Below are 19,575 nucleotides of genomic sequence, written 5' to 3' on the forward strand. Positions count from 1 at the left end.
TCTTGCAGCACTTCACATTTGAACTCTTGGGCCTTGGGTCAAAATTACGGTTCATCAATTTTTCGGAGCGCCAGATCGCCGTCCAACACCAGTCCCACACCCTGGCAGTACCATTTCTCCGAGAGTTCCTTTTTATCCAATGGTGTGGTTTCATCGATTTTCACGCAGTGTTCGAACGTCCCGGCGGGGACGGTGATTTCCAAGCCCATCTCCACATGTTCGGCCCGATCGAGCGCTTCGGCGTTGGGAGCGAGTTCCTGATAGTATTTTGCTCCTAACAAGAAGGCACCTCCGGGAAAAATAATTCCCGGCAAGGCGTCGTCTTCCCCGGCACGCCATTGTCCGGGATGGGAACCATCGGCTATCGTGACATCTTCACCAAAATAATACACATCCTGAGTCCCCTCACATTCCCCAAAGAAATTCCTGGAGAGTTCCTTAAATTCTCCATCAGCGGTTTCATATTCTTCAATCACGCGTGCAGTGACATCCACCATCTTCCCGTCATACTCGAAAGAGAGGATCTCGAATTCGGGCAAGACCGTGATCCGCAATTCCTCCATCTCGTCGCACTCCCCATCCGCAAAACACTGCATATTGTCATAGTGCAGGACACGGTTTTCTACCAACTTAAAATAGGCGTTACTTCCCGATGTGGAAAATTTACAATCCGTAACGGGAAAGTTCTCCGTAAACTCCACCTTCTTATGCTTATGTTTAAAATGTTTATGGTGAGAGTTTTTGTGTTTATGATTATTTTTGGCCCATCCTCCTTCCGGCAGTACAAGCCCGCCGATGATAAGGGCGAACAATGCAACAAATACCGTATTCCATGATTGGGGTGTGGTGTTCATGGAAAATCCTCCTCGTTAAACATTGGTGAAAACACTCTGACACGTTCAGCATCATGGGGCTCTGGCGACCCGTGCCTTCATACATCAACGCGTTCCGTCCATGGCATTGACCACAAAGGACGAAGTGGCCGATGAACCGTTTTGCAACATTCCTCCTTTCTTGAGCATGTTTGTGTAGGCCATATGTTCCGATTGACTCAGGACTATACCCGGAGAGGTTCATGAGAACCTGGCCGCAGGATTACCAACTGGTAAGACAGGGGGAAGAAAAGAAATCAGGCTGCAGAAGGGATAATGGGGAAGGTATTGATGAAGCTACTGGCTTGTGAGGATTGAATTGTCACGGTGCTCAGGCATTATGCGCCCGTCTAACAAAAGGGAACACACTACAGTCACCTCACAACAGTATGGGAAGTGACGCTCTGCAATGGGTGCGGCCAATCCACAACATGATTGTTTATTCACTACCAACAATTGAGCCTCCCAGGACTTTCAATAGTAATAATTGGTAGACCGATTATTTGTTATCATCCGTCGGATCCGAAGGGGAATAGGATTCGGTATTATGTATCAATGTCTTGGGCTTTGAAAGTGAGACACAAGACCCCGATCCCACATCATACGGTTCGCCCCCTTCTATAGGAAGGAATTGCCATGAGTAGTTCTGAGAATTCAAATCGAGCCGCAGAACACCAAATGAATCTGCTCGAAAAGCTTCACTGTTTTCGATTCGTTTTTTTAACGGACGCAAGGGAGCCCCTCCGGTTCCGACCACAAATTGTCGGAAGCCGCGGGAAAGATCTTTGACCCCTTCCGGATTCTGAGGAGCAAACCGTTCGTAATCATGAGCATGTCCCGTCAAAATCACTGAGACACCACGGGCATACAGAGTTTCCAGGATGCTCTTCATTCGGGAACTTCCGGCGTTCTGACCGGAACTGAAAACCGGATGGTGCCAATAGGAGAGGATGCATTGGGCTTTCGTCGCAGCCAAGTCCTGTTTCAGCCACTCATGCTGTGGCGTGACGCCTCCCTCCTGGTGCGTAGGTTCGATTTTGCTGTTGAGGGCAATAATATGCCATTCACCAAGATCAAAACTGTAATACCCCTTTCCCGCCTCTCCGGCCCGCTTTCCCCAATAGGCGAAATACGGCACCGCGCCTTTAGTCTTGTATTCATGGTTCCCCGGAACGGGATAGGTTCTGGACTTGAGCGGCCCCCATGTCCGCTCATAACATTTATTAAATGACTCTGATGAACCGATGGGGTACCCCAGATCACCGATTGCGAGAATGGAACCCTTTAAACCATGAAGCAGTTTCGAAGTTTTTTCTGCATTAGCGTAATGGTCGTTTTCCTCACGGACATGCAGGATTTCAAGCAACTCATTGAAGGCCGACTCCTCCTCTTCTCTCTCTTCCCCCTCATCTTTAGCCAAGACACCCACCAGTTCTAAAAGTTCTTCCCACCAGGGATCTTCCCCATCACATTTGGCAATGTCCCCGGCTGCGAATATGGTTATAGTGGTATCGCGCATTTCCCTATTGGACATCTCATTTTCTTCATCCAAACCAGGTTCTTCGTCATTGGCATCATTCAACGGGGGACTTCCGAACTGAGGTGGTTTCGAGCCCTCCTCTTCTGAAGCTGCCCAGCTCTTTGTCATGGAATCGTCATGATGAACAAAGGTGGGCCAGAGAGGCAGCTCAAAGATAAAGAACGCACCGGCAATGACAAGGGCACGTATATTAATATTCATACCACCACAAGTGAAATATTTACCTGATTTGAGAGTCAGGATCTGTCTGGAGATCTGATTCTTCCGGATAATTCCGCCGCAACTCCACAGGGCTAAGTCGACCGCCCCCTCCCCGCAAGAATATCAACTGGCCATTCTGATAGTATGCGCGATGCTAATCCGTGGAAGGACCGATAGAGAGAACACTGGTAAAGCTACTGCCATGTGAGGATTCACTTGTCACGGTGATATCGCCACCATGCGCTCGTGCCACGGATCGGGCAAAACTTAATCCCAAGCCACATCCCTCTTGTGAGCGGCTGTGCTCACATCGGAAGAACCGGTCAAAGATGCGGGGTTGATCGGATGGTGGAATGCCAACACCCGTATCCGTAATTGTGAGACGACAGTGGTGTGGAGATCGGATTAACTCAATACTGACCTGCCCTCCTGATTGAGTATATTTCATGGCATTGTCCAACAAATTGGCCACCATGCGCTGAAGATGGTGTTTGATCCCGTAAATATGGCAATTCGGTTCAATAGAGACTTTGAAGGTGATGTGGTTTTCTTCCGCCACCGCTTCGAATAATTCACAGAGGTCAGTCAACAGTTGCGAAAGGTCAACCAGTCCTTTTGATCCATTGATGACCCCGGCGTCGACTTCAGCCATATCCAGCGTGGTATTAATGAGATGCATGAGACGATCGCATTCTCTCATGGTTTCCGTGGCCAAGATCTTATTGTTACTGGTTGAATTGGTTTCGGCAAGCGCCCCTTCGGACATGGCTCGAATGCGTGCCAGAGGACTACGCAAATCATGGGCAATATTGTCTGTCATTTCCCGCATTTCACGGATGAGTCCTCGAATGCGTGCCGCCATGGCATTAAAGGTGTCCATCAGCGTTTGAATTTCCTCCTCCCCCGCCTTGACGGTCACCTGGCGATCCAAATTGCCTCGCTCGATATCCTTGGCCGCGCGGCTAACCTCCTCAATTCCGCTGACCGCTTTCCTGGCAATCACCCACCCCACCCCGCACGCCAAAGGAATGCCCAGAAAAATCATTCCGGCAAACACCTTAAACAACAACTCCATAATTTCTTCTTTTTTCTCCAGCGTTTCACCGATCAGCAACACCTTATCCTGACCAATCTGGCTCAATACCATCCTGACGGGATAATCATGGTGAGGGAATTCCACGGTTTTCAATACCGGAGTGGTTGGGGCCATATCGTTTTGGAAAATTAAGGCCGTTTTGGCGTCGAGGTCTTCCCACTCCGAAACATCGGTACTAAACACGACCTTTCCTTTTAGGTCCAAAACTCGTAAGAAAACCTCGGTTTCATCACTCGAATTGATTTCCCGTATAATCTCCCCAGTGACTTTTTCCAATCCCCCTTCATCCATTAATTCTCGAAATTCCGCAATATCTTCCTTTAAATCCTCATCCATGCGATGATTAAAGACAGTATCGAGGTAAATGTATAAACCCAACATGGCCACAAGCAGACAGATCAGAAATGTCGAGGCGTACCAGAAGGTCAGGCGAAAACTCAGGGTATTGGGAAGTTTAATCATTGGTTTTCTTTACGACATATCCCAGACCTCGAACGGTGTGAATAAGGGGAAACTCAAAATCCCTATCCACTTTTTCACGAAGCTTGCTGATACGGGCTTCCACTACATTGGTACCGGGATCAAAGTTGTAATCCCACACACGCTCCATAATCATGGTTTTGGACACCACATGGCCTGCGTTACGAATCATATATTCCAGTAAGGCGAATTCTTTGGGTTGGAGATCAATTTTCTTTCCCGAGCGAACGACGGTTCGCGCTAACAGGTCCAACGTAAGATCGTGAAACGAAAGACTTGTGGGTTCAATGACATGCTGCGATCTTCGAAGCAAAGACTCCACTCGTGCCTGCAATTCGCTAAATGAAAAGGGTTTGACGAGATAATCATCTCCCCCATGCCGCAGCCCAGTAATACGATCGTCAACCGTTCGCTTGGCACTCAAGATAATGATGGGGAGATTCCTCCGCTCCTGGCGTAAGCGATCAAGAATGGACAGGCCATCCAATCCGGGTAACATGAGATCAAGGATTCCCACATCGTATTCCTGCGTCAGGGCGGCATGAAGTCCAATCAACCCATCAGTAAAATGGTCAATGGCAAAGCCAGCCTCCCTCAGACCCTTCTGAATGAAGTCCGCAATAATCTGATCATCTTCAATGAGAAGAATTCTCATACCAGAGACCTCCGGACCATACACAATTTCTTCGAATGTATCTTGCCTGAACCGGATTGGAACAAGTCAAGGTGCATCCGGCCTCTCAAAACCTGCAGCGACCCTCGTTCGCTTCTACAGAAGAACTCATTGTATCCAAAATGGTCCAGGTTGCCACATTACCATATGGTGAATTCGCCCCCAGGCCGTTGAATAGTTTTCCGGTGTCTTGCCATAGTCCATGTTGAAAAATTTGATGTACTCCCGCCAACCGCCGCTTATGGGACCATCTCACATGACAACCTTGAGAGTGGGTTTCCTAAGCTGGGCCCTACTTATGTGTCTTTTGCTCCCCAACCTTGCCACTGCTCAAGAGGAACCTTCCATCCCGGAAAATTCTTCAACCGGGGAAGACTCTTCCAAGGACAAATTAAAAAGAGCCCCATCCACAGTCAGAATTTACCGGAGCCCGGAAGAGCGAAGAGAGGCGGCCGCTGGAACACAACTCACCCCGTGGCTCAAATTTGGCGCGGTGGTGGACATTGAAAAGGAATGGCAGACCAATAATTTCAAAAATGGGATCAAGACGGTCGACAATCCGGATACCGAACTGGCCATCGAACTCGGGTTTGAAGTCACGTCGATTGAGTGGCTGGAAGCTGAACTGCTGTTTGCGATAGAGGACAATGGTAGCGAGCACTATCAGGAAGTTGATGAAGGCTTCGTCGGAGTGAACCTGGATGACTTTGGGGCAAAAGTGGGCTTGCTATACTTGCCGTTCGGGGAATTTTATTCACACTTTGTCACGGGACCATTAGTGGAATTCGCACAAACACGAGGACCCGGCGTGATCCTGGACTATACCCTGTGGGACGCGTTGGAACTATCAGCATATACCTTTGATGGCAAGGTGGATAAAAAGGGGCACTCCGGCAAGCACCAATTTGATTGGGGAGTGGCCGCCGAGTTTGTGAATGAAGACGAAACGATTCGAATTGGTGGCGGATATATCTCAGATCTTGGGGAAGGCGATGCAGAATTCTTTCTTGACTTCAACAATACCTTTCAACAACATGTCCCGGGATGGACGGCCCATGGCCTTATAGCCTTGCCTCCGTTTGAGTTTACGGGCGAGATCGTGCATGCCACGGAGGCGATTAAGGAATTCGACCAGGGTGCCGACAAACCCCTGACCTACAACCTTGAACTCGCGTACTATCCCTCCCAATTCCCATGGATACAATTTGCGCTCCGGTACGAACACAGCACCGAATTGGAAGGTGAACCTCAAGAGATCTATGGCATCGGGACAAGCTTACGGCCCCTTGATAACTTGAGCCTATCTTTTGAATATTTACGAGGTACATTTAAAAATAATTTTTCCCTCGATGACAACGACAATGTACAAACCAGCTACGACCTCATTGCCATTGCAGCCACCTTTCTATTTTAACATTTATGAATCCCGTCCTTCGGATAAGCGCATACACTCACGAAGGTCATGGCACTTATAAGGGTTAGGCCAGCCGCAACTTGGCCAACGACGCAAGCGCATTCCCACCACTGGTGTCCGGTATGATGCTCAACTCAAGCATATTGACCGCCGTAAGGTCGACATTATGGTCTTCCGTCTGTCGGGTTGCCCCTTCGGGACTGAAGTTCCACTGCTGACGCACGATTTCCCTGAACGACTGCCCGCCATCCGCCGACCACCGCAACACATACTCTTGCGTCCGCCCGATGCGGGTTTCGGCGAAGTCCAGCCAGATCCGCCGGAGCGGTTGTGGAGTGGCAAAGAGAAGCCGGATCGTCTGTTTGCCCGGCCCTGCGGCACGCCACCCCGAAGTCCCACCGGGCACCAACGCTGCCTCAATGGGATAAGCGGCGTCCTCCGAGGTGATTTCCACCTCCGCAAGCTCCTCCACATTCAGCCACTCCCCTGGCGGTTCGCTTCCCTCCTGAACCTGGCCGATAACTCTCTTGCGCATTCAGTGTGCCTCCTGATTTCAAGCTGGAAAAATATCCAACTGCCTCACTATGGATGATTGGGTTCCTTATGAGTCTACCGATCTGGTCCACCAGCAGCAAATGTCTCTGTGCCATACGAAGTCACCCATCGTGTCCTTCACAACACCAAGTTGAGCGCAGCCTCGTGTCCACGGCTGGAGCGATTTTCGAGGCGAGTGCTTCTCGAAATCAGGTAAACAACCAGCGTTGGATCAGCTTGGTGTAATGCGGCATAACGAGATAGACCATGACCCATACCACCGAACCGGTGCCAAGCAGCAAGTCCAGATAATGATTCTGAGGTATTCCCATTTGCCGCAGACCCAATGCAACAACCAGGGGAATGACGAGCACCAACGGAAAGATGGCGGACCATGTTACGAGAAATTGTTTCCAGCGGACAGGCACCTTCGCCCTCGCGCCTTCGGGCGTGAACCAAAAATCCAAACCACTGCGTATGAAAAAATCATCATCTTGAGCAAGGAGTGGCCGCACCTGTTCAATGAGTCGCTTGCGATCTTGTGAACTCATCCATCCCTGGAGATGCTCCCTGGTATCAAACCGGATGATGACCGTATAGGTTGCCGTGAGTCCGGGAATCGGACGGATAATCTGCAAATCCAGGTGGCCCGGGTAGCTTCTGCATAGCGGACCGATTTCGTTCAACCAGGCGTCATAGCCCTCTTGCTGACCGTCCCGCACGCGATGCGTAATCACAGCGGTGGCGCCCCGTCCTAACGTGCTCGAAGAGGAATGTTCATGATTCACAATGTCGACACCTCATATTATTAAGAAATTATGGACGCATAACATCGGTATCCTGGGCATGGTGCACGGCAAGACGTTCCATACAACGATATGCGAAAGGGCAGGATTCTGCTATTCATAGCTTGTCAGGAATGGGCAAGCCATGTAATCGCAGAAATGACAGCTTGTCCCAATACCCGCGTTGGAAGACAATCTTATCATTCAGCACCTGAAAAAATCCGCATCCCCTCAACCCAAGCGGGTCCCGCCACTCAAGAATGGCCCAGTCATCGATTTCAAAAATGCGTTCGACGATGCAGCACATCTCCGCCCTGGCAAATTCCTCCGCGAACATCTTGTGAATAGCCGCTTGACCCACAACCGGATCATTCGCCACCTGGTGATTCACCGCGTCTTCAGCGCAGAAGTTGGCAAGGGCCTCAGCATCCGCACGATTAAATGCCTCCACCCATGATCGAACAATTTCTCCTGGTTTCATGTGGTCACTCACTCCTGGAAAAAGCCGACCCCCGCTACAGCGTCGGCTTTAATAAATGCTTCTGAACTAACCCTATACACGCATCCCATTGTTATCCGACACGTACTGCCCTCTGACGGCAAGGTAATGCGCCCACAAGATCCTGGCGGCAACCGAGCGCCACGGCGCCCAGCCGCTGGACAGGAGCTGCTGCTCATCTTTTGTCGGGAGAATCGTCAGGTGTTTCACTTCACGAAGTGCGACGGCCAGCGCCAAGTCCCCTAGAGGCCAGACATCGGGACGTCGGAGCGCCATAAGGTAATAGATATCCACGCTCCAAGGCCCGAGCCCTGGTATAGACAATAAAATCTGACGTCCCCGATCATCCGGACCATTGGCCACCGAACTGAGATCAAGACTTCCGTCGAGTATGCGTGCTGCCAGACCAAAACAATAACCGGCTTTCTGCCTGGTCAACCCGAAATCCTTCAACCCGTTCACTTGAATGGCATAGACCGCTTGCGGAGTCATCGCACCCAGATGACCGGTAAGCCGCCGGTACATCGTGCGCGCGGCGGCCAGTGACACCTGCTGCTCCAAGATAATCTGAATGAGAGTAGGGAATCCCGGTACTCGCCCCCACATCGGAGGCTCGCCCAACCGACCGAGGACCGCACCCAGATCAGGGTCCACGTCCGCCAACTGCCGCGCCCCTTGGCGAAGTGAGGCGGGGGTCAGGCTTCGGAGTGTCCTGGCAGGCAATGGCATTGGCATCTACGACTCTTGTTTCAGTGCGTGTCGCAGAAGACACCGAGGATGATCTCGCTTCACTCATGCACGCGTCGCAAGGGTCAGAAGGTACTCACGGCCCCAACGCACCTTGCCGTCCGCAGGCGTCACGTAACCACGGTAAAGATCGATCAGATCTTTGCGGAAGAGAGCCGCCTTCTCCGCCGGGAGTACTTGATAGGCACGGTTGAGTAGGTCCATACCAGTCGATAAACAGATCGGCAATCTGTTCGGGAGTGTCCGCATATTCCGGGCAGTCGTACCGTTCGAAATGATAATCACGAAACGACGAACCGAACCACTTCTTCACCTGCTCCTCATCGCCCCACAGAAACGGGCTCGGAACGCCGGCCGGAGGAGGAACATATTTCCCGGTGACGCTGAACATCCGCCCGACCCCGCTCTCCCGCGTCCAGGCCTGAATCGCGATACGTCCACCCCGCTTGGTTACCCGTGCAACCTCGCTGGCCACCTTCTGTTGATCGGGCGCGAACATCAGCCCGCACGAGGAGACGACGATATCGAAGGTGCCGTCCGGGAAGGGAAGGTCTTCCGCGTCTCCCACCCTCCACGTGATGTCGACGTATCCCTCTTCCGCTGCACGCTTCTTCGCGATATCGAGAAGTTCGGGGGTAAGGTCCAGTCCCGTGACCACTGCACTTCGCGCGCGCGCCATGAGCGCGGTATTGCCCGTTCCACAGGCTACGTCGAGCACCAGCTCGCCAGTCCGGATGCGCCCGCTACGCACCACATGGTCAGCGACAGCCCTGATCCCTTGGGCGATCTGATTGTAGTCACCGGCTGCCCAGGTGGCTCGATGTTTCTGCTTCAGCTCCGTGAAGTCCGGCATTCAACACCTCCGTTCATGTCGCTTGGCGACTCGTTTGCCTCTCTGTGAGCCTGATATTCATAGCTTGTCAGGAATGAGCAAGCTATGTAATCGCAGAAATGACAGCTTGTCCCAATACCCGCGTTGGAAGGCAATCTTATCATCCAGCACCTGAAAAAATCCGCACCCCCGTTAGACAAACCACTCTGGAAAACGTGAGGCGAAATACTTTGGGGATCATACAGAATATATGGTTCTGGCCCTATAGCTTTACGATGTGTCTCGGGAATCTATCTTGGGAGTTGCCAATAAAAACACCTTAAAGGGAGAAACGCATTGCACTATCTTCTCCAACTCTCGTATCAACGTGATGTTCTGTGGTGCCGGGTTTCGCCCCGGCAGGCGAGGCCCTTTTGTTTCGGCAAAAGGCCCCAAAACCATTGACGCCCCGTCTGGCCTCATGAGAGTGGACGGACGCAAGCCTGTGGAAGGCGGACCAACTCGCAAGGCTCAAACAAGGCCCGCCATCGAATGAGAGCGTCCCTCCCTCGGGCCAGCCGGCAGGCGTCGACCATGGAAGACAACCTTTCAGGATCTTTCATGAAAAAGCGCCGATCTCCCCATTAAGGATTCCCCAATACTTCATGACCAAATTTTCTGCACAAATGAACCAGCCAAAGACGCCCAATAAATTGACAAATTTCTTCAATTGACTAAGAATCTCCACACCACTCTTGGATTTCCTAAAATGAACAGTATTTGCTTTACATGCAAAGAGCCCTGTGTCCTCACTAAGGAACATGTTATTCCGCAAGCCTTGGGGGGAAGGCTCAAAGCGAATTTGTATTGTAAAGTTTGCAATGAAAACTTGGGCAAGGAAATTGATAGTGAAATCACAAAACAGTTTGGCAATATTGCTACCATTTTAAAAATCAAAAGAGAGCGCGGCAATCCACAGCCATTTGAAGTTGTAGATATCGATAGGGGAATTAACCTTGGTTTCGACGGGGAGACACTTAGCCGGAGGGATCGAGTAGTAAAGAAGGAGACCGATGGGAAAACACTAAAATCTGCTGATGTTACCGCACGCTCTAGAAAAGAGTTAGAAAAAATATGTGCTTCTATTCAAGACCATTACGAAGTTACTGGCGAGAGCAAAACATTCCAAGAGCTTCATTCAGGACCAACAGATACATATTATGAGATTACAATAGACAACACATTAATTCGAAGAGCAGTCACAAAAATCGCCTATAGTCTATTGTGCGTCAAAATGCCAGAAAACATCATTTTCTCATCTGCTTTTGAGAAAGTCAGAACCTATATAAAAGAGGGCAGTGGCTCTGACTTGGCCTGTGCAAATTTTGTTCATACCCAATTTATGACCGATTATATGCGCCCGCTTCACAAAATTCATATCTGCTTAAACCGTAACCATAATATTGTTGTGGGGTATGTTTCTCTTTTTGGACTTTACCGCTTTACCGTCTTACTTTCGGATTTATTTATAAGTCAATTTGAGTGGCCAGGACTTGATTACACCTTCGATCCTGTACGTCGCCAAGAAGTATTCGGTAGAGAATGTATTCGCGCACCTGCTATTACAAAAGAGAACATTCTTCATCCGAAGCAATCAAAAGAATTTGTACAAAACGAATTGAGCAAAGGAGAAAGAGTCATAGAAAGTTATGTTGATAATTATGAATTCTTACGTGGCGAATTCAGTTGAACAAATACTTAACATAGTTCTATTAGCTGACCACATTGCCTAGAGAGGGGCTGGACGCGAAAAGTTGGAACTTAGAATACTTCAATATCTCTTCTCCGATCAGCATGTGAGTTACGTCCAGGCTTGGCCCTCTCCACTTCCTTTTGCCTGACGCCTGCTGACTGGCTCTGAGGCGGATGCTCTTATTAGCAGGCAGACCTTGTTTGAGCCTTGCGAGTTGGGCTGTCCTCCAAAAGTTCGCGTCCGCCCTATCCGATCTGGCCAGGCTGGGCGTCATTGGTTTTGGCTACTTTTGCCGAAACAAAAGTAGCTCGGCTGCCGGGCCGAAACCCGGCAATGCTCGAACAAAGGTGTCTGACGAACAGGAAATCAATAATCCGGATTTTATGGTAATCCCCTAAACATTAGTTAGGGCGCACAACAGTTTGCCAAGGAGACTCGCATGCGTTTAGGAATCCCATTTCTCATCGTAATCGCTCTCTCCGGCTGTGCCAGTCCAACATACCGCGAAACTCAAGAGAGTAAGTTTACTGGAGCGCTTGATGTTCGGTGGGTCAAGAACGACTACTTTTTGTTTCTCCCTAACAAAGACCATCCCTTTATGCTGGTCCGGGCAAACGGCCAGTCCATCCAACCGGGGCCTATGTACACAGACGGCGGCTCGATCCCACGATTCTTGTGGGGTATTAAAGGCTATTCTCCTTGGGGCTATGCACCTGCATACATTGTTCATGACTGGCTCTTTGAGGCGCACCACTGCGGGTATGAGCCTGATAACCAACACACCTTCAACGATTCCGTAGCTGTCATTGCGGAAGGCCTGAAGGCCGTCATGGAAGCCAATACCGAAGTTCGCAACTATTTTGTTTTTGACAGTGTGGTCGCCGCGGTCGGGTCACCCATTGCGAAACGCTTGTGGCAGGATGGGTCGTGTAAAGTACCTCCGCTTGAGATTCAAGCACTCAATGAAAAGGCTTTTCGAGGTGAGGAGCTACCCGGGGATTTACTCATGACAATCACGTTCGAATGAAATAGGTAACCAGTTAATCCATTTCGCGCATTCGACGAAGGACGCTTCTACGCTACCAGGAGCCTGCTGACTGGCCCAGGGCGGACGCTTTTATTAACAGGCAGACCTTGTTTGAGCCTGGCGAGTTGGGCTCCCTTCCGAGACCTCGCGGCCGCCCTATCCGGTTTGGCCAGGCAGGGCGCCATTGGTTTTGGCTACTTTTGCCGAAACAAAAGTGGCTCGGCTGCCGGGCCGAAACCCGGCAAGGATTACCCCAATTCCTGAATAATCGCATCATGCAATTTGGGACGGAAAGCTTTGATGGCTTGATTGTCCCGGGTTGGGTGGACTCGGTTGGAAAGAAAAATAACTTCAAGGTCACGGACGGGGTCTATCCAGATACTCGTTCCGGTAAACCCCAGGTGGCCGAATGATTCCGGCGAAAACCACTGGCCGGAGGAGGAAGGTTGGGAAGGCCTATCCCAGCCTAAGGCCCAACTGGTTCCAGGCTGTGCCGCCACAAATTGTTTCACCAGGTGAGAATCAAATAGACCGGAGTTGCCTTTATAACTTTTCAGCCAGACTTGGGTAATCTGTCCTACGGCTTCGGCAGTTCCAAAGAGTCCTGCGTGCCCGGCAATGCCTCCCAGCGCGAACGCATTTTCATCATGCACCTCCCCCTGCAAAAGACGCCCACGCCATGGATCCTGTTCAGTGGGTGCGCACCCACCAATTGATGCATCCAATGTGGCAGCCACATTCGGCCCTCGATAGCCGAGTGGGCTCGCATGTAGGGGCCCATAGATCCGACTCCGACAAAAATCGGCCAATGATTGATTCGTGATCCGTTCCACGATCAACCCGAGCACCATATAGCCCAAATCACTGTAGAGGCTTTTGGGGGGTGCCACTGCTTCTATCGGTTCCTTGAGGATTAACTCCAGAAATACCGTGGCTCGTTGCTGACGGGATGGGACATCTGAGGGGAGAGCCGGAGGAAATGACCTGTAAAACGGACGCCAGGCTGGAAGACCGCTTTGATGAGAGAGCACGTCCTTTAGTCGCACCCGGCCTAATGGAAAATTTTTCGTTTCAGGGAGCCACGTGTCGATGGACGTTAGTAAATCCAGATGTCCATCCTGCACCAGGAGCAGAATAGCCGATGCGGTCGCCAGAGGCTTGGTGAGGGAAGCGAGGTCGTAGATTGTCTGAAGTTGGACAGGATACGCATCAGGAAGTCCGGAGGTAAGACCCACGGCATGATGCATCCGAAGATAGCCCTGGTGCCGAACGAACAAGACCGCACCAGGAAACACCTGCGCATGAATTCCTTCAAGGAGGATACGCACCATAGGATCGGTCTGATCCACAATGTACTGAGGAGGTCAAAACGTCTAGCCTGCTTCCCGGTGGGAGGCGCGCTCAGCACTCATTTCCGGCTCGCCTTCCCCTTCAAACGCGTCGTCCGGTCGCTCTTCAATTTCTACTAACCGATGGAAGGAACTCAGCGTCAACCGTAAGCGATCCAACACCAGCGCCCGCTGCTGTTTGAGTGTGGAGATCATTCGACGCATTTCGGCAAGTTCGGCCCGACTTTGCGCCAGAATTTCTTCGGCTTTCAACTCGGCCTCTTTCACCAAAAGATCCGCATCCCGTTGGGCACCATGCTTGAGTTGGTCGACAAAGGATTGGGTTGAAATAAGCGTACTGGTCAACGTGGTTTCCGCTCGTTTGAGTTGCCCCACTTCATCATCCTTCCCGGACAATTTCTCTTTGAGCACCAGGTTGTCCTTGGTAAGTTCCTCAACCGACTCGGCGATTTCTTCCAAAAATTGGTCCACCTGCGTCTTGTGATACCCTCGCCATTGGGTATCAAAGACTTTATGCTGAATGTCCAACGGTGTAATTTTCATGACGACTCCTTTCCCCTCACCGGCTAGTGCATTCTGAGCGCGAGATCCTTCAAAGATGCTACCACGGCAATCTGGAAAAACATAATAATAAGGATAGCAATGATCGGAGATAAATCAATTCCCAATCCGAGCATGCCAACCCGACGCCGGATTTGAGAAAGGACCGGCTCCGTCATTCTTTCTAAAAACTGAACAATAGGATTCCAGGGATCAGGGTTCACCCAGGATATCAAGGCTCGAATAATGATAACCCACATATAGATCCATAAAATCGTATCCAGGATGGTCGCAATCGCCTGTAGAACGTTACCCGCAATAAACATGATCCTCCTTTACAGATAAGAGTGATGAAAAAGCCTGCCCTGAGTCTGGCCGAAGGGATCCCCAGTGGCGTTCCCTGCCTTCGCCGGGCCCCCTTCGCCGAAGGAGCGACAAAGGCTGAAAGCGGCTTCGCGCAGGCAAGTTACCTGGCCGGCCTCACGTATTCCCTCATACGGTCCGCCCGTTCAAGTGGCTGCGGCTTTGCTGGACGTGCCTTCTTGAACACTCTTTTTTTTTGGCTCTCGATTACCCACATGCCGACAAACGGAAATCTTTTTAAATATACAACAGCGTTATCGACATCGGCCGTGTCATTCCACCGTGCCGGGGCTGACGGCTTTCCCTCGACTTCCAAAAATAGCCGTGCCGATCCGAACCATCGTCGCCCCTTCTTCTATCGCGATCTCGTAGTCATGAGACATGCCCATGGACAACTCGGTCATCCGTACACGACGCCATGTCTGTCGAGCCAGCCCATCTCGCAATCGACTGACTTGCGTAAAATAGGGACGAACGTCTTCAGGATTTTCCTTCCAGGGCGGAAGCGTCATGAGCCCCTGGATTTCGAGGTGAGGGAGCCGGTCTAGCTCCTCTATCCTGGCTTCCACCTCCTGTGAGGTAAATCCTCCCTTGCTGGCTTCCTCCCCGACATTCACTTCGAGTAACACGGCTTGTTGAATCCCAATTTTCCCGGCCACGGCATTCATATTCTCGGCCTGCTCCAGACTTTCCACGGAATGCAGCAACGAAAAATTCCCGACAAGATCTTTAAGTTTCCGACGTTGCATCCGACCTATGAAGTGCCAGTCTAAGGCGTCTCGTGGCCCCAGAGTTTGTCGCTTTTCCTGAGCCTCCTGAAGCCGGTTTTCTCCAAAAATTCGCACGCCCGCGCTATAGGCTTCCTCTAAATCGACGGCGGGGACGGTTTTGGTCGCCGCCACCAACCGAACTCCGGAAGGATCCCGCCCGACACGAACGGCGGCCTGCCGGATGTTCTCCTGGATAATCTGAATCCTATGGGTAATAGAGTTGGAAACGTGGCCATCCTTCAACAAGAACACCGAAGATTTTTCTTATGACTTCTATTGTAAACGGGATTGCCGCTTGAGTCACGGGCAGGGATGAAAGAGGACATACTGAATATTGGACTCCTCGCTCTTTTACGTGGAGCCCTGATTGGTTCGTCTCCCATGTTCCGATGCCTGCCGTCTGGCCCAAGGGAGGGATGCTCTCATCTGCTGGCGGGCCTTGTTTGAGTCCTTCGACCAAACTCAGGATAAACTCCGCGGGTTGATCCGCCTTCCACAGGCTAGCGTCGTCCCCTCTCATGAGGCCAGACGAGGCGTCAATGGTTTTGATGCCTTTTGCCTGCACCACAATAGTCGCGCTCTTCGAGACGCCCCAGGCAAATCCTGGCCTGCCGGGGCGAAACCCGGCAACAGAGAACATCACATTGACACAAGAATTGGGGGCACCAATGCCATACCCTCTTCTATCAGCACTTTTTCTTGGAAACCACAAGATGGGGCGAATCGCTTAGGATGGGGTCAGCGATGCGTCCCTACATCGCATAAAACCTTGCCACTCCTGGCAAGCGAGATCAATCCTTAGGCAGCAGGCAGGATAATTCCACTATACATGCTCCCATTCACCTGCCCCTCCCTTCTGTAGGAATAAAAGAGATCGTCCCGACAATGGGTGCAATGGTCCAACCGTCCAATCTGAGAGTCAGGAACGCCACCGGCGCGGATCTGATGATAAATCAGTTGCTTGAGGTCTAAGACCCCTTTGCCTTCGTGGGTTTCTTGAAGCACCCCGGGCCATACTGGATACCGGCTTCGCAACGGGTTGATGACCTGTTCATCGACTTCGTAACAACACGGTCCGATAGAGGGACCGATCGCCAAATGCATGTGCTCCGGCTTTGCCCCGAATTCATTTACGCAAGACCGGATGGTTTCTGCCACGATGCCGCCCACGGCGCCGCGCCATCCGGCATGAATGGCACCAATCACTCCCCTGGCCTTCTCAACCAGCAGCACCGGGACACAATCCGCCGTGCGCACGACCAACAGGGTCTCAGGTTGATTGGTGACCAACGCGTCCCCCTCGGTCTGCTCTAAGGCACCTAGCCCCATATGGGTGTAAATAACGACCACCCGGGTACTATGGATTTGCTTGAGCGCGACGACAGCAGGAAACTCCCGCGGCCCGCTCGCAATGTGCCCAAGTTGTATATGGGTGGCTAACCCTACCGGCGTACTCCGGGTCCCGAAGAAATGCCGCACAGGGATCATTTCACTCGTCAATCCGTCATCAGACACTCCGGATCCCTTGGGTAAGGAACCTTTCTCCATGTTCATGGGATTAGTTCTCCGCTTTCCTCCGTAAAAAAGTCGGCACATCCCAATCATCATCCACCAACAGGCTGGTCTTTTCAGGAACCGGTCTGGCAGTCGCCTGTCGTCGCATATAGGTGGGCCGGTCGAGATCCTCAGAACTGTTACTAGCCCCATTTTCTGCAGGCACAGCCACCAATGCAGGTTTTTTGACAGGCTCCACCACAAGGGTCGGTTGATGCGCATTGGAAAACCGCATGACCGACTCGGTCTGTTCGAATCCTGTGGCAATGACTGTCACGGTCAATTCATCCCCTAGTTCGGGATTAATGACCTGACCCACGATGATATTGGCTTGAGGATCTGCCGCTTCCCGGGCAATATTGGACGCTTCGTTTACTTCATGCAACGTGAGATTGGGCCCGCCGGTAATATTTAACAACAACCCTCTTGCCCCTTCCACGCTTCCATCTTCCAGCAAGGGACTGGCAATGGCTAGTCTGGCCGCATCACTGGCTCGGGTCGGACCTCGACCCGTTCCCATCCCCATCACCGCACGCCCGGAATAGCCCATGACGGTTCGCACATCGGCGAAATCCACATTGACCAAACCCGGAGTGGTAATGACATCAGAGATTCCTTGAATGGCCTGACGCAGCACATCATCCGCAATCTTGAACGCCTCCACAAGCGGCGTACTTTTATCGACCATTCCCAGAAGTTTCTGGTTGGGAATGATCAAGAGGGAATCCACGAATTTTTTTAATTCACGGATCCCTTCTTCGGCAAAGCTGGTCCGCCGGTTTCCTTCATATTGGAAGGGTTTGGTCACCACCCCCACCGTGAGAATGCCCAACTCTTTGGCAATCTTTGCGGCAACGGGAGCACCGCCCGTGCCCGTTCCTCCACCCATCCCTGCCGTGACAAAAACCATATCCGCCCCTTCCAGGGCCTCACGGATTTGGTGTTCACTTTCCATTGCCGATTCTTTCCCCACCTCAGGCTTGGCTCCTGCCCCCAGGCCCCGCGTCCGCTCCGGACCCAATTGGATTTTGTACGACGCAAGCGAGCGGCCCAGGGCCTGCAAATCGGTATTGGCCACGACAAATTCTACCCGGCTTAATCCGGCTTCAATCATCGTATTCACCGCGTTGCACCCGGCACCTCCGACACCGACCACTTTGATGTTAATAACCGATTGCTCCTCATCAGACAGTGAAAACATACGACTCCTCCTTTCTACCACTCCCCTGGTCGCCCGTGGGGACATTTAATTGATGACTCACCTTGGCTCGCGAAGTAGGCACGGATTCATGATCCTCCTTTCTTGTCATGATTTAAAAAAAGTTCATGATCCATCCCTTCATTTTCCCGACCAGACCACCGGCCCAACGCCCGGATTTTTTGCCTTTGCCGGCTCCCGGGCCCACTAGTTCAAACTCATTTTCGTGACTCACCGAATGGACGATAAGCCCGACAGCCGTCGAGTAGCTTGGATTACTGACTATTTCCCGTAAACCTTCCACCCCGATTGGCCTCCCTAACCGCACCGACAGATTCAGCACGTGTTCCGCCACTTCGGCCATACCTGGGAGTAAGGAGGTTCCGCCCGTCAACACGCCTCCAGCCACCAGCATGCCGTCATACCCGGCACGACGGATTTCACGAAGCACGAGCTCGAACATTTCTTCCACCCGTGGAGATAGAATTTGCGCGACCAAGGCTCGAGGCATAACCCGGGGCGGGCGTCCTCCGACACTCGGCACTTCAATGGATTCGTCCTCATTCACAAAGAGACTACTGGCCACCCCATATTTCAGTTTAATTTTTTCCGCCTCCTCCGGCGCGGTTTTCAATCCCATTGCCAGATCCCCGGTGAGGTGGCTCCCTCCGATGGGAAGAACCGCCGAGTGCCGGATACATCCCTCGACAAAGATCGCGATATCGGTGGTTCCTCCCCCGATATCCACCATCACGACCCCCAGGTCCTTTTCCTCATGAGTCAGCACGGCCGCGCTGGAGGCTAACGGCTGCAACACAATATCGACGACATCCAATCCAGCCCGGCTGACACACCGGATAAGGTTTTGTGCCGAGGTGACCGCTCCGGTCACAATATGCACGTCGACTTCCAACCGTGATCCCGCAATGCCCAATGGATCGCGAATCCCTTCCTGATCATCCACAATAAATTCCCGAGGAAGCACATGGAGAATTTGGCGGTCTGGAGCCGGCACGGCGCAGGCTCGTGCGGTATCGACGGCCCGACGGACATCCGCCTTGGTCACTTCTCGTTTTTTTAAGGCCACCACGCCTTGCGCACTTTCACTCCCGATATGGCTTCCCGCAATCCCCGTATACACCGAATTGATTTGAACCGCCGACATCAATTCTGCTTCCTCCACGGCCCGCTTGATGGACTCCACGGTACTGTCCATGTTGACGACCATGCCTTTTCTCAACCCGTTCGAACGATGTGAGCCCACTCCGATCACATGAATGGAGCGATCATCCTGGATTTCCCCCACCACCGCACAAATTTTTGTTGTCCCGATGTCCAGTCCCACGACGATGTGTTCTTTTTTGGTCAT

General features: G+C 51.7%; 21 protein-coding genes and 1 pseudogene. 5 read left to right on the forward strand and 17 right to left on the reverse strand.

Annotated elements, in window-relative coordinates; all coding sequences use genetic code 11:
• Positions 1 to 44: 44 nt before the first annotated feature.
• The 4 genes from LX98_RS16935 to LX98_RS16950 all read right to left on the reverse strand — a co-directional run bounded on the left by LX98_RS16935 (position 45) and on the right by LX98_RS16950 (position 4,844).
• Positions 45 to 854, reverse strand: a complete 810-nt coding sequence (locus LX98_RS16935) for a hypothetical protein (protein ID WP_496429985.1) — start codon at positions 852 to 854, stop codon at positions 45 to 47.
• 517 nt (positions 855 to 1,371) lie between these two features.
• Positions 1,372 to 2,613, reverse strand: coding sequence for a metallophosphoesterase (locus LX98_RS16940; RefSeq protein WP_496429986.1), 1,242 nt, complete (start codon positions 2,611 to 2,613; stop codon positions 1,372 to 1,374).
• Positions 2,614 to 2,767: 154 nt separating this feature from the next.
• On the reverse strand, positions 2,768 to 4,171 hold the full coding sequence (locus tag LX98_RS16945) for an ATP-binding protein (protein WP_496429987.1): 1,404 nt from the start codon (positions 4,169 to 4,171) through the stop codon (positions 2,768 to 2,770).
• Positions 4,164 to 4,844: a response regulator gene (locus tag LX98_RS16950; RefSeq protein ID WP_496429988.1), complete on the reverse strand. Its 681-nt coding sequence runs from the start codon at positions 4,842 to 4,844 to the stop codon at positions 4,164 to 4,166. Before LX98_RS16950 ends, LX98_RS16945 begins: the two co-directional genes overlap by 8 nt.
• A gap of 274 nt (positions 4,845 to 5,118) precedes the next feature.
• Between LX98_RS16950 and LX98_RS16955 the strand changes: the two genes are divergently transcribed.
• Positions 5,119 to 6,276, forward strand: a complete 1,158-nt coding sequence (locus tag LX98_RS16955; RefSeq protein WP_496429989.1) for an LbtU family siderophore porin — start codon at positions 5,119 to 5,121, stop codon at positions 6,274 to 6,276.
• Positions 6,277 to 6,340: 64 nt separating this feature from the next.
• Here the strand turns inward: LX98_RS16955 and LX98_RS16960 are convergent, their stop codons facing one another.
• From LX98_RS16960 to LX98_RS16985, 6 genes and pseudogenes are all read right to left on the reverse strand, one after another.
• Positions 6,341 to 6,811 (reverse strand): carbohydrate-binding protein, encoded by a 471-nt coding sequence (locus LX98_RS16960; RefSeq protein ID WP_496429990.1) that lies wholly within the window; start codon positions 6,809 to 6,811, stop codon positions 6,341 to 6,343.
• 208 nt (positions 6,812 to 7,019) lie between these two features.
• Positions 7,020 to 7,598 carry an antibiotic biosynthesis monooxygenase gene (locus tag LX98_RS16965; protein WP_496429991.1) on the reverse strand — a complete coding sequence of 193 codons (579 nt, stop codon included), beginning with the start codon at positions 7,596 to 7,598 and terminating at the stop codon, positions 7,020 to 7,022.
• A gap of 115 nt (positions 7,599 to 7,713) precedes the next feature.
• On the reverse strand, positions 7,714 to 8,076 hold the full coding sequence (locus LX98_RS16970; RefSeq protein WP_496429992.1) for a nuclear transport factor 2 family protein: 363 nt from the start codon (positions 8,074 to 8,076) through the stop codon (positions 7,714 to 7,716).
• 72 nt (positions 8,077 to 8,148) lie between these two features.
• Positions 8,149 to 8,829 (reverse strand): DNA-3-methyladenine glycosylase family protein, encoded by a 681-nt coding sequence (locus LX98_RS16975; RefSeq protein WP_496429993.1) that lies wholly within the window; start codon positions 8,827 to 8,829, stop codon positions 8,149 to 8,151.
• 88 nt (positions 8,830 to 8,917) lie between these two features.
• On the reverse strand, positions 8,918 to 9,694 hold the full coding sequence (locus tag LX98_RS16980) for a methyltransferase domain-containing protein (RefSeq protein WP_496429994.1): 777 nt from the start codon (positions 9,692 to 9,694) through the stop codon (positions 8,918 to 8,920).
• A 57-nt stretch (positions 9,695 to 9,751) separates the two neighbouring features.
• A pseudogene (locus LX98_RS16985) lies at positions 9,752 to 9,865 on the reverse strand (steroid delta-isomerase); the annotation flags it as partial.
• A 556-nt stretch (positions 9,866 to 10,421) separates the two neighbouring features.
• On the opposite strand from LX98_RS16985, the gene LX98_RS16990 reads away from it, so the two are divergent.
• From LX98_RS16990 to LX98_RS17000, 3 genes are all read left to right on the forward strand, one after another.
• Positions 10,422 to 11,402, forward strand: a complete 981-nt coding sequence (locus tag LX98_RS16990; protein WP_496429995.1) for an HNH endonuclease — start codon at positions 10,422 to 10,424, stop codon at positions 11,400 to 11,402.
• Between the two features lie 203 nt (positions 11,403 to 11,605).
• A complete protein-coding gene (locus tag LX98_RS16995; RefSeq protein ID WP_496429996.1) occupies positions 11,606 to 11,803 on the forward strand; it encodes a hypothetical protein in 198 nt (65 codons plus the stop codon).
• Between the two features lie 41 nt (positions 11,804 to 11,844).
• Positions 11,845 to 12,432 carry a DUF1353 domain-containing protein gene (locus LX98_RS17000; RefSeq protein WP_496429997.1) on the forward strand — a complete coding sequence of 196 codons (588 nt, stop codon included), beginning with the start codon at positions 11,845 to 11,847 and terminating at the stop codon, positions 12,430 to 12,432.
• A 248-nt stretch (positions 12,433 to 12,680) separates the two neighbouring features.
• Here the strand turns inward: LX98_RS17000 and LX98_RS17005 are convergent, their stop codons facing one another.
• From LX98_RS17005 to LX98_RS17020, 4 genes are all read right to left on the reverse strand, one after another.
• Entirely contained in the window at positions 12,681 to 13,763 is a 1,083-nt protein-coding gene (locus tag LX98_RS17005; RefSeq protein WP_496429998.1) for a serine hydrolase, read from the reverse strand.
• A gap of 42 nt (positions 13,764 to 13,805) precedes the next feature.
• Positions 13,806 to 14,324: a DivIVA domain-containing protein gene (locus LX98_RS17010; RefSeq protein ID WP_312646158.1), complete on the reverse strand. Its 519-nt coding sequence runs from the start codon at positions 14,322 to 14,324 to the stop codon at positions 13,806 to 13,808.
• Positions 14,325 to 14,347: 23 nt separating this feature from the next.
• Positions 14,348 to 14,647, reverse strand: a complete 300-nt coding sequence (locus LX98_RS17015; protein ID WP_312646157.1) for a YggT family protein — start codon at positions 14,645 to 14,647, stop codon at positions 14,348 to 14,350.
• Positions 14,648 to 14,956: 309 nt separating this feature from the next.
• Positions 14,957 to 15,706 carry a YggS family pyridoxal phosphate-dependent enzyme gene (locus tag LX98_RS17020; RefSeq protein WP_496429999.1) on the reverse strand — a complete coding sequence of 250 codons (750 nt, stop codon included), beginning with the start codon at positions 15,704 to 15,706 and terminating at the stop codon, positions 14,957 to 14,959.
• A gap of 115 nt (positions 15,707 to 15,821) precedes the next feature.
• Here LX98_RS17020 and LX98_RS17025 point away from each other — a divergent pair, with 115 nt between their 5' ends.
• A complete protein-coding gene (locus LX98_RS17025) occupies positions 15,822 to 16,256 on the forward strand; it encodes a hypothetical protein (RefSeq protein WP_496430000.1) in 435 nt (144 codons plus the stop codon).
• On the opposite strand, the gene pgeF is transcribed toward LX98_RS17025, so the two are convergent.
• The 3 genes from pgeF to ftsA all read right to left on the reverse strand — a co-directional run bounded on the left by pgeF (position 16,253) and on the right by ftsA (position 19,575).
• A complete protein-coding gene (gene pgeF, locus LX98_RS17030) occupies positions 16,253 to 17,008 on the reverse strand; it encodes a peptidoglycan editing factor PgeF (RefSeq protein ID WP_496430001.1) in 756 nt (251 codons plus the stop codon). The two genes, LX98_RS17025 and pgeF, sit on opposite strands and share 4 nt — an antisense overlap.
• Positions 17,009 to 17,012: 4 nt before the next feature.
• A complete protein-coding gene (gene ftsZ / locus LX98_RS17035; RefSeq protein ID WP_496430002.1) occupies positions 17,013 to 18,209 on the reverse strand; it encodes a cell division protein FtsZ in 1,197 nt (398 codons plus the stop codon).
• A gap of 112 nt (positions 18,210 to 18,321) precedes the next feature.
• Positions 18,322 to 19,575 (reverse strand): cell division protein FtsA, encoded by a 1,254-nt coding sequence (gene ftsA / locus LX98_RS17040; protein WP_496430003.1) that lies wholly within the window; start codon positions 19,573 to 19,575, stop codon positions 18,322 to 18,324.

It is taken from the genome of Nitrospira marina, from assembly GCF_059568365.1.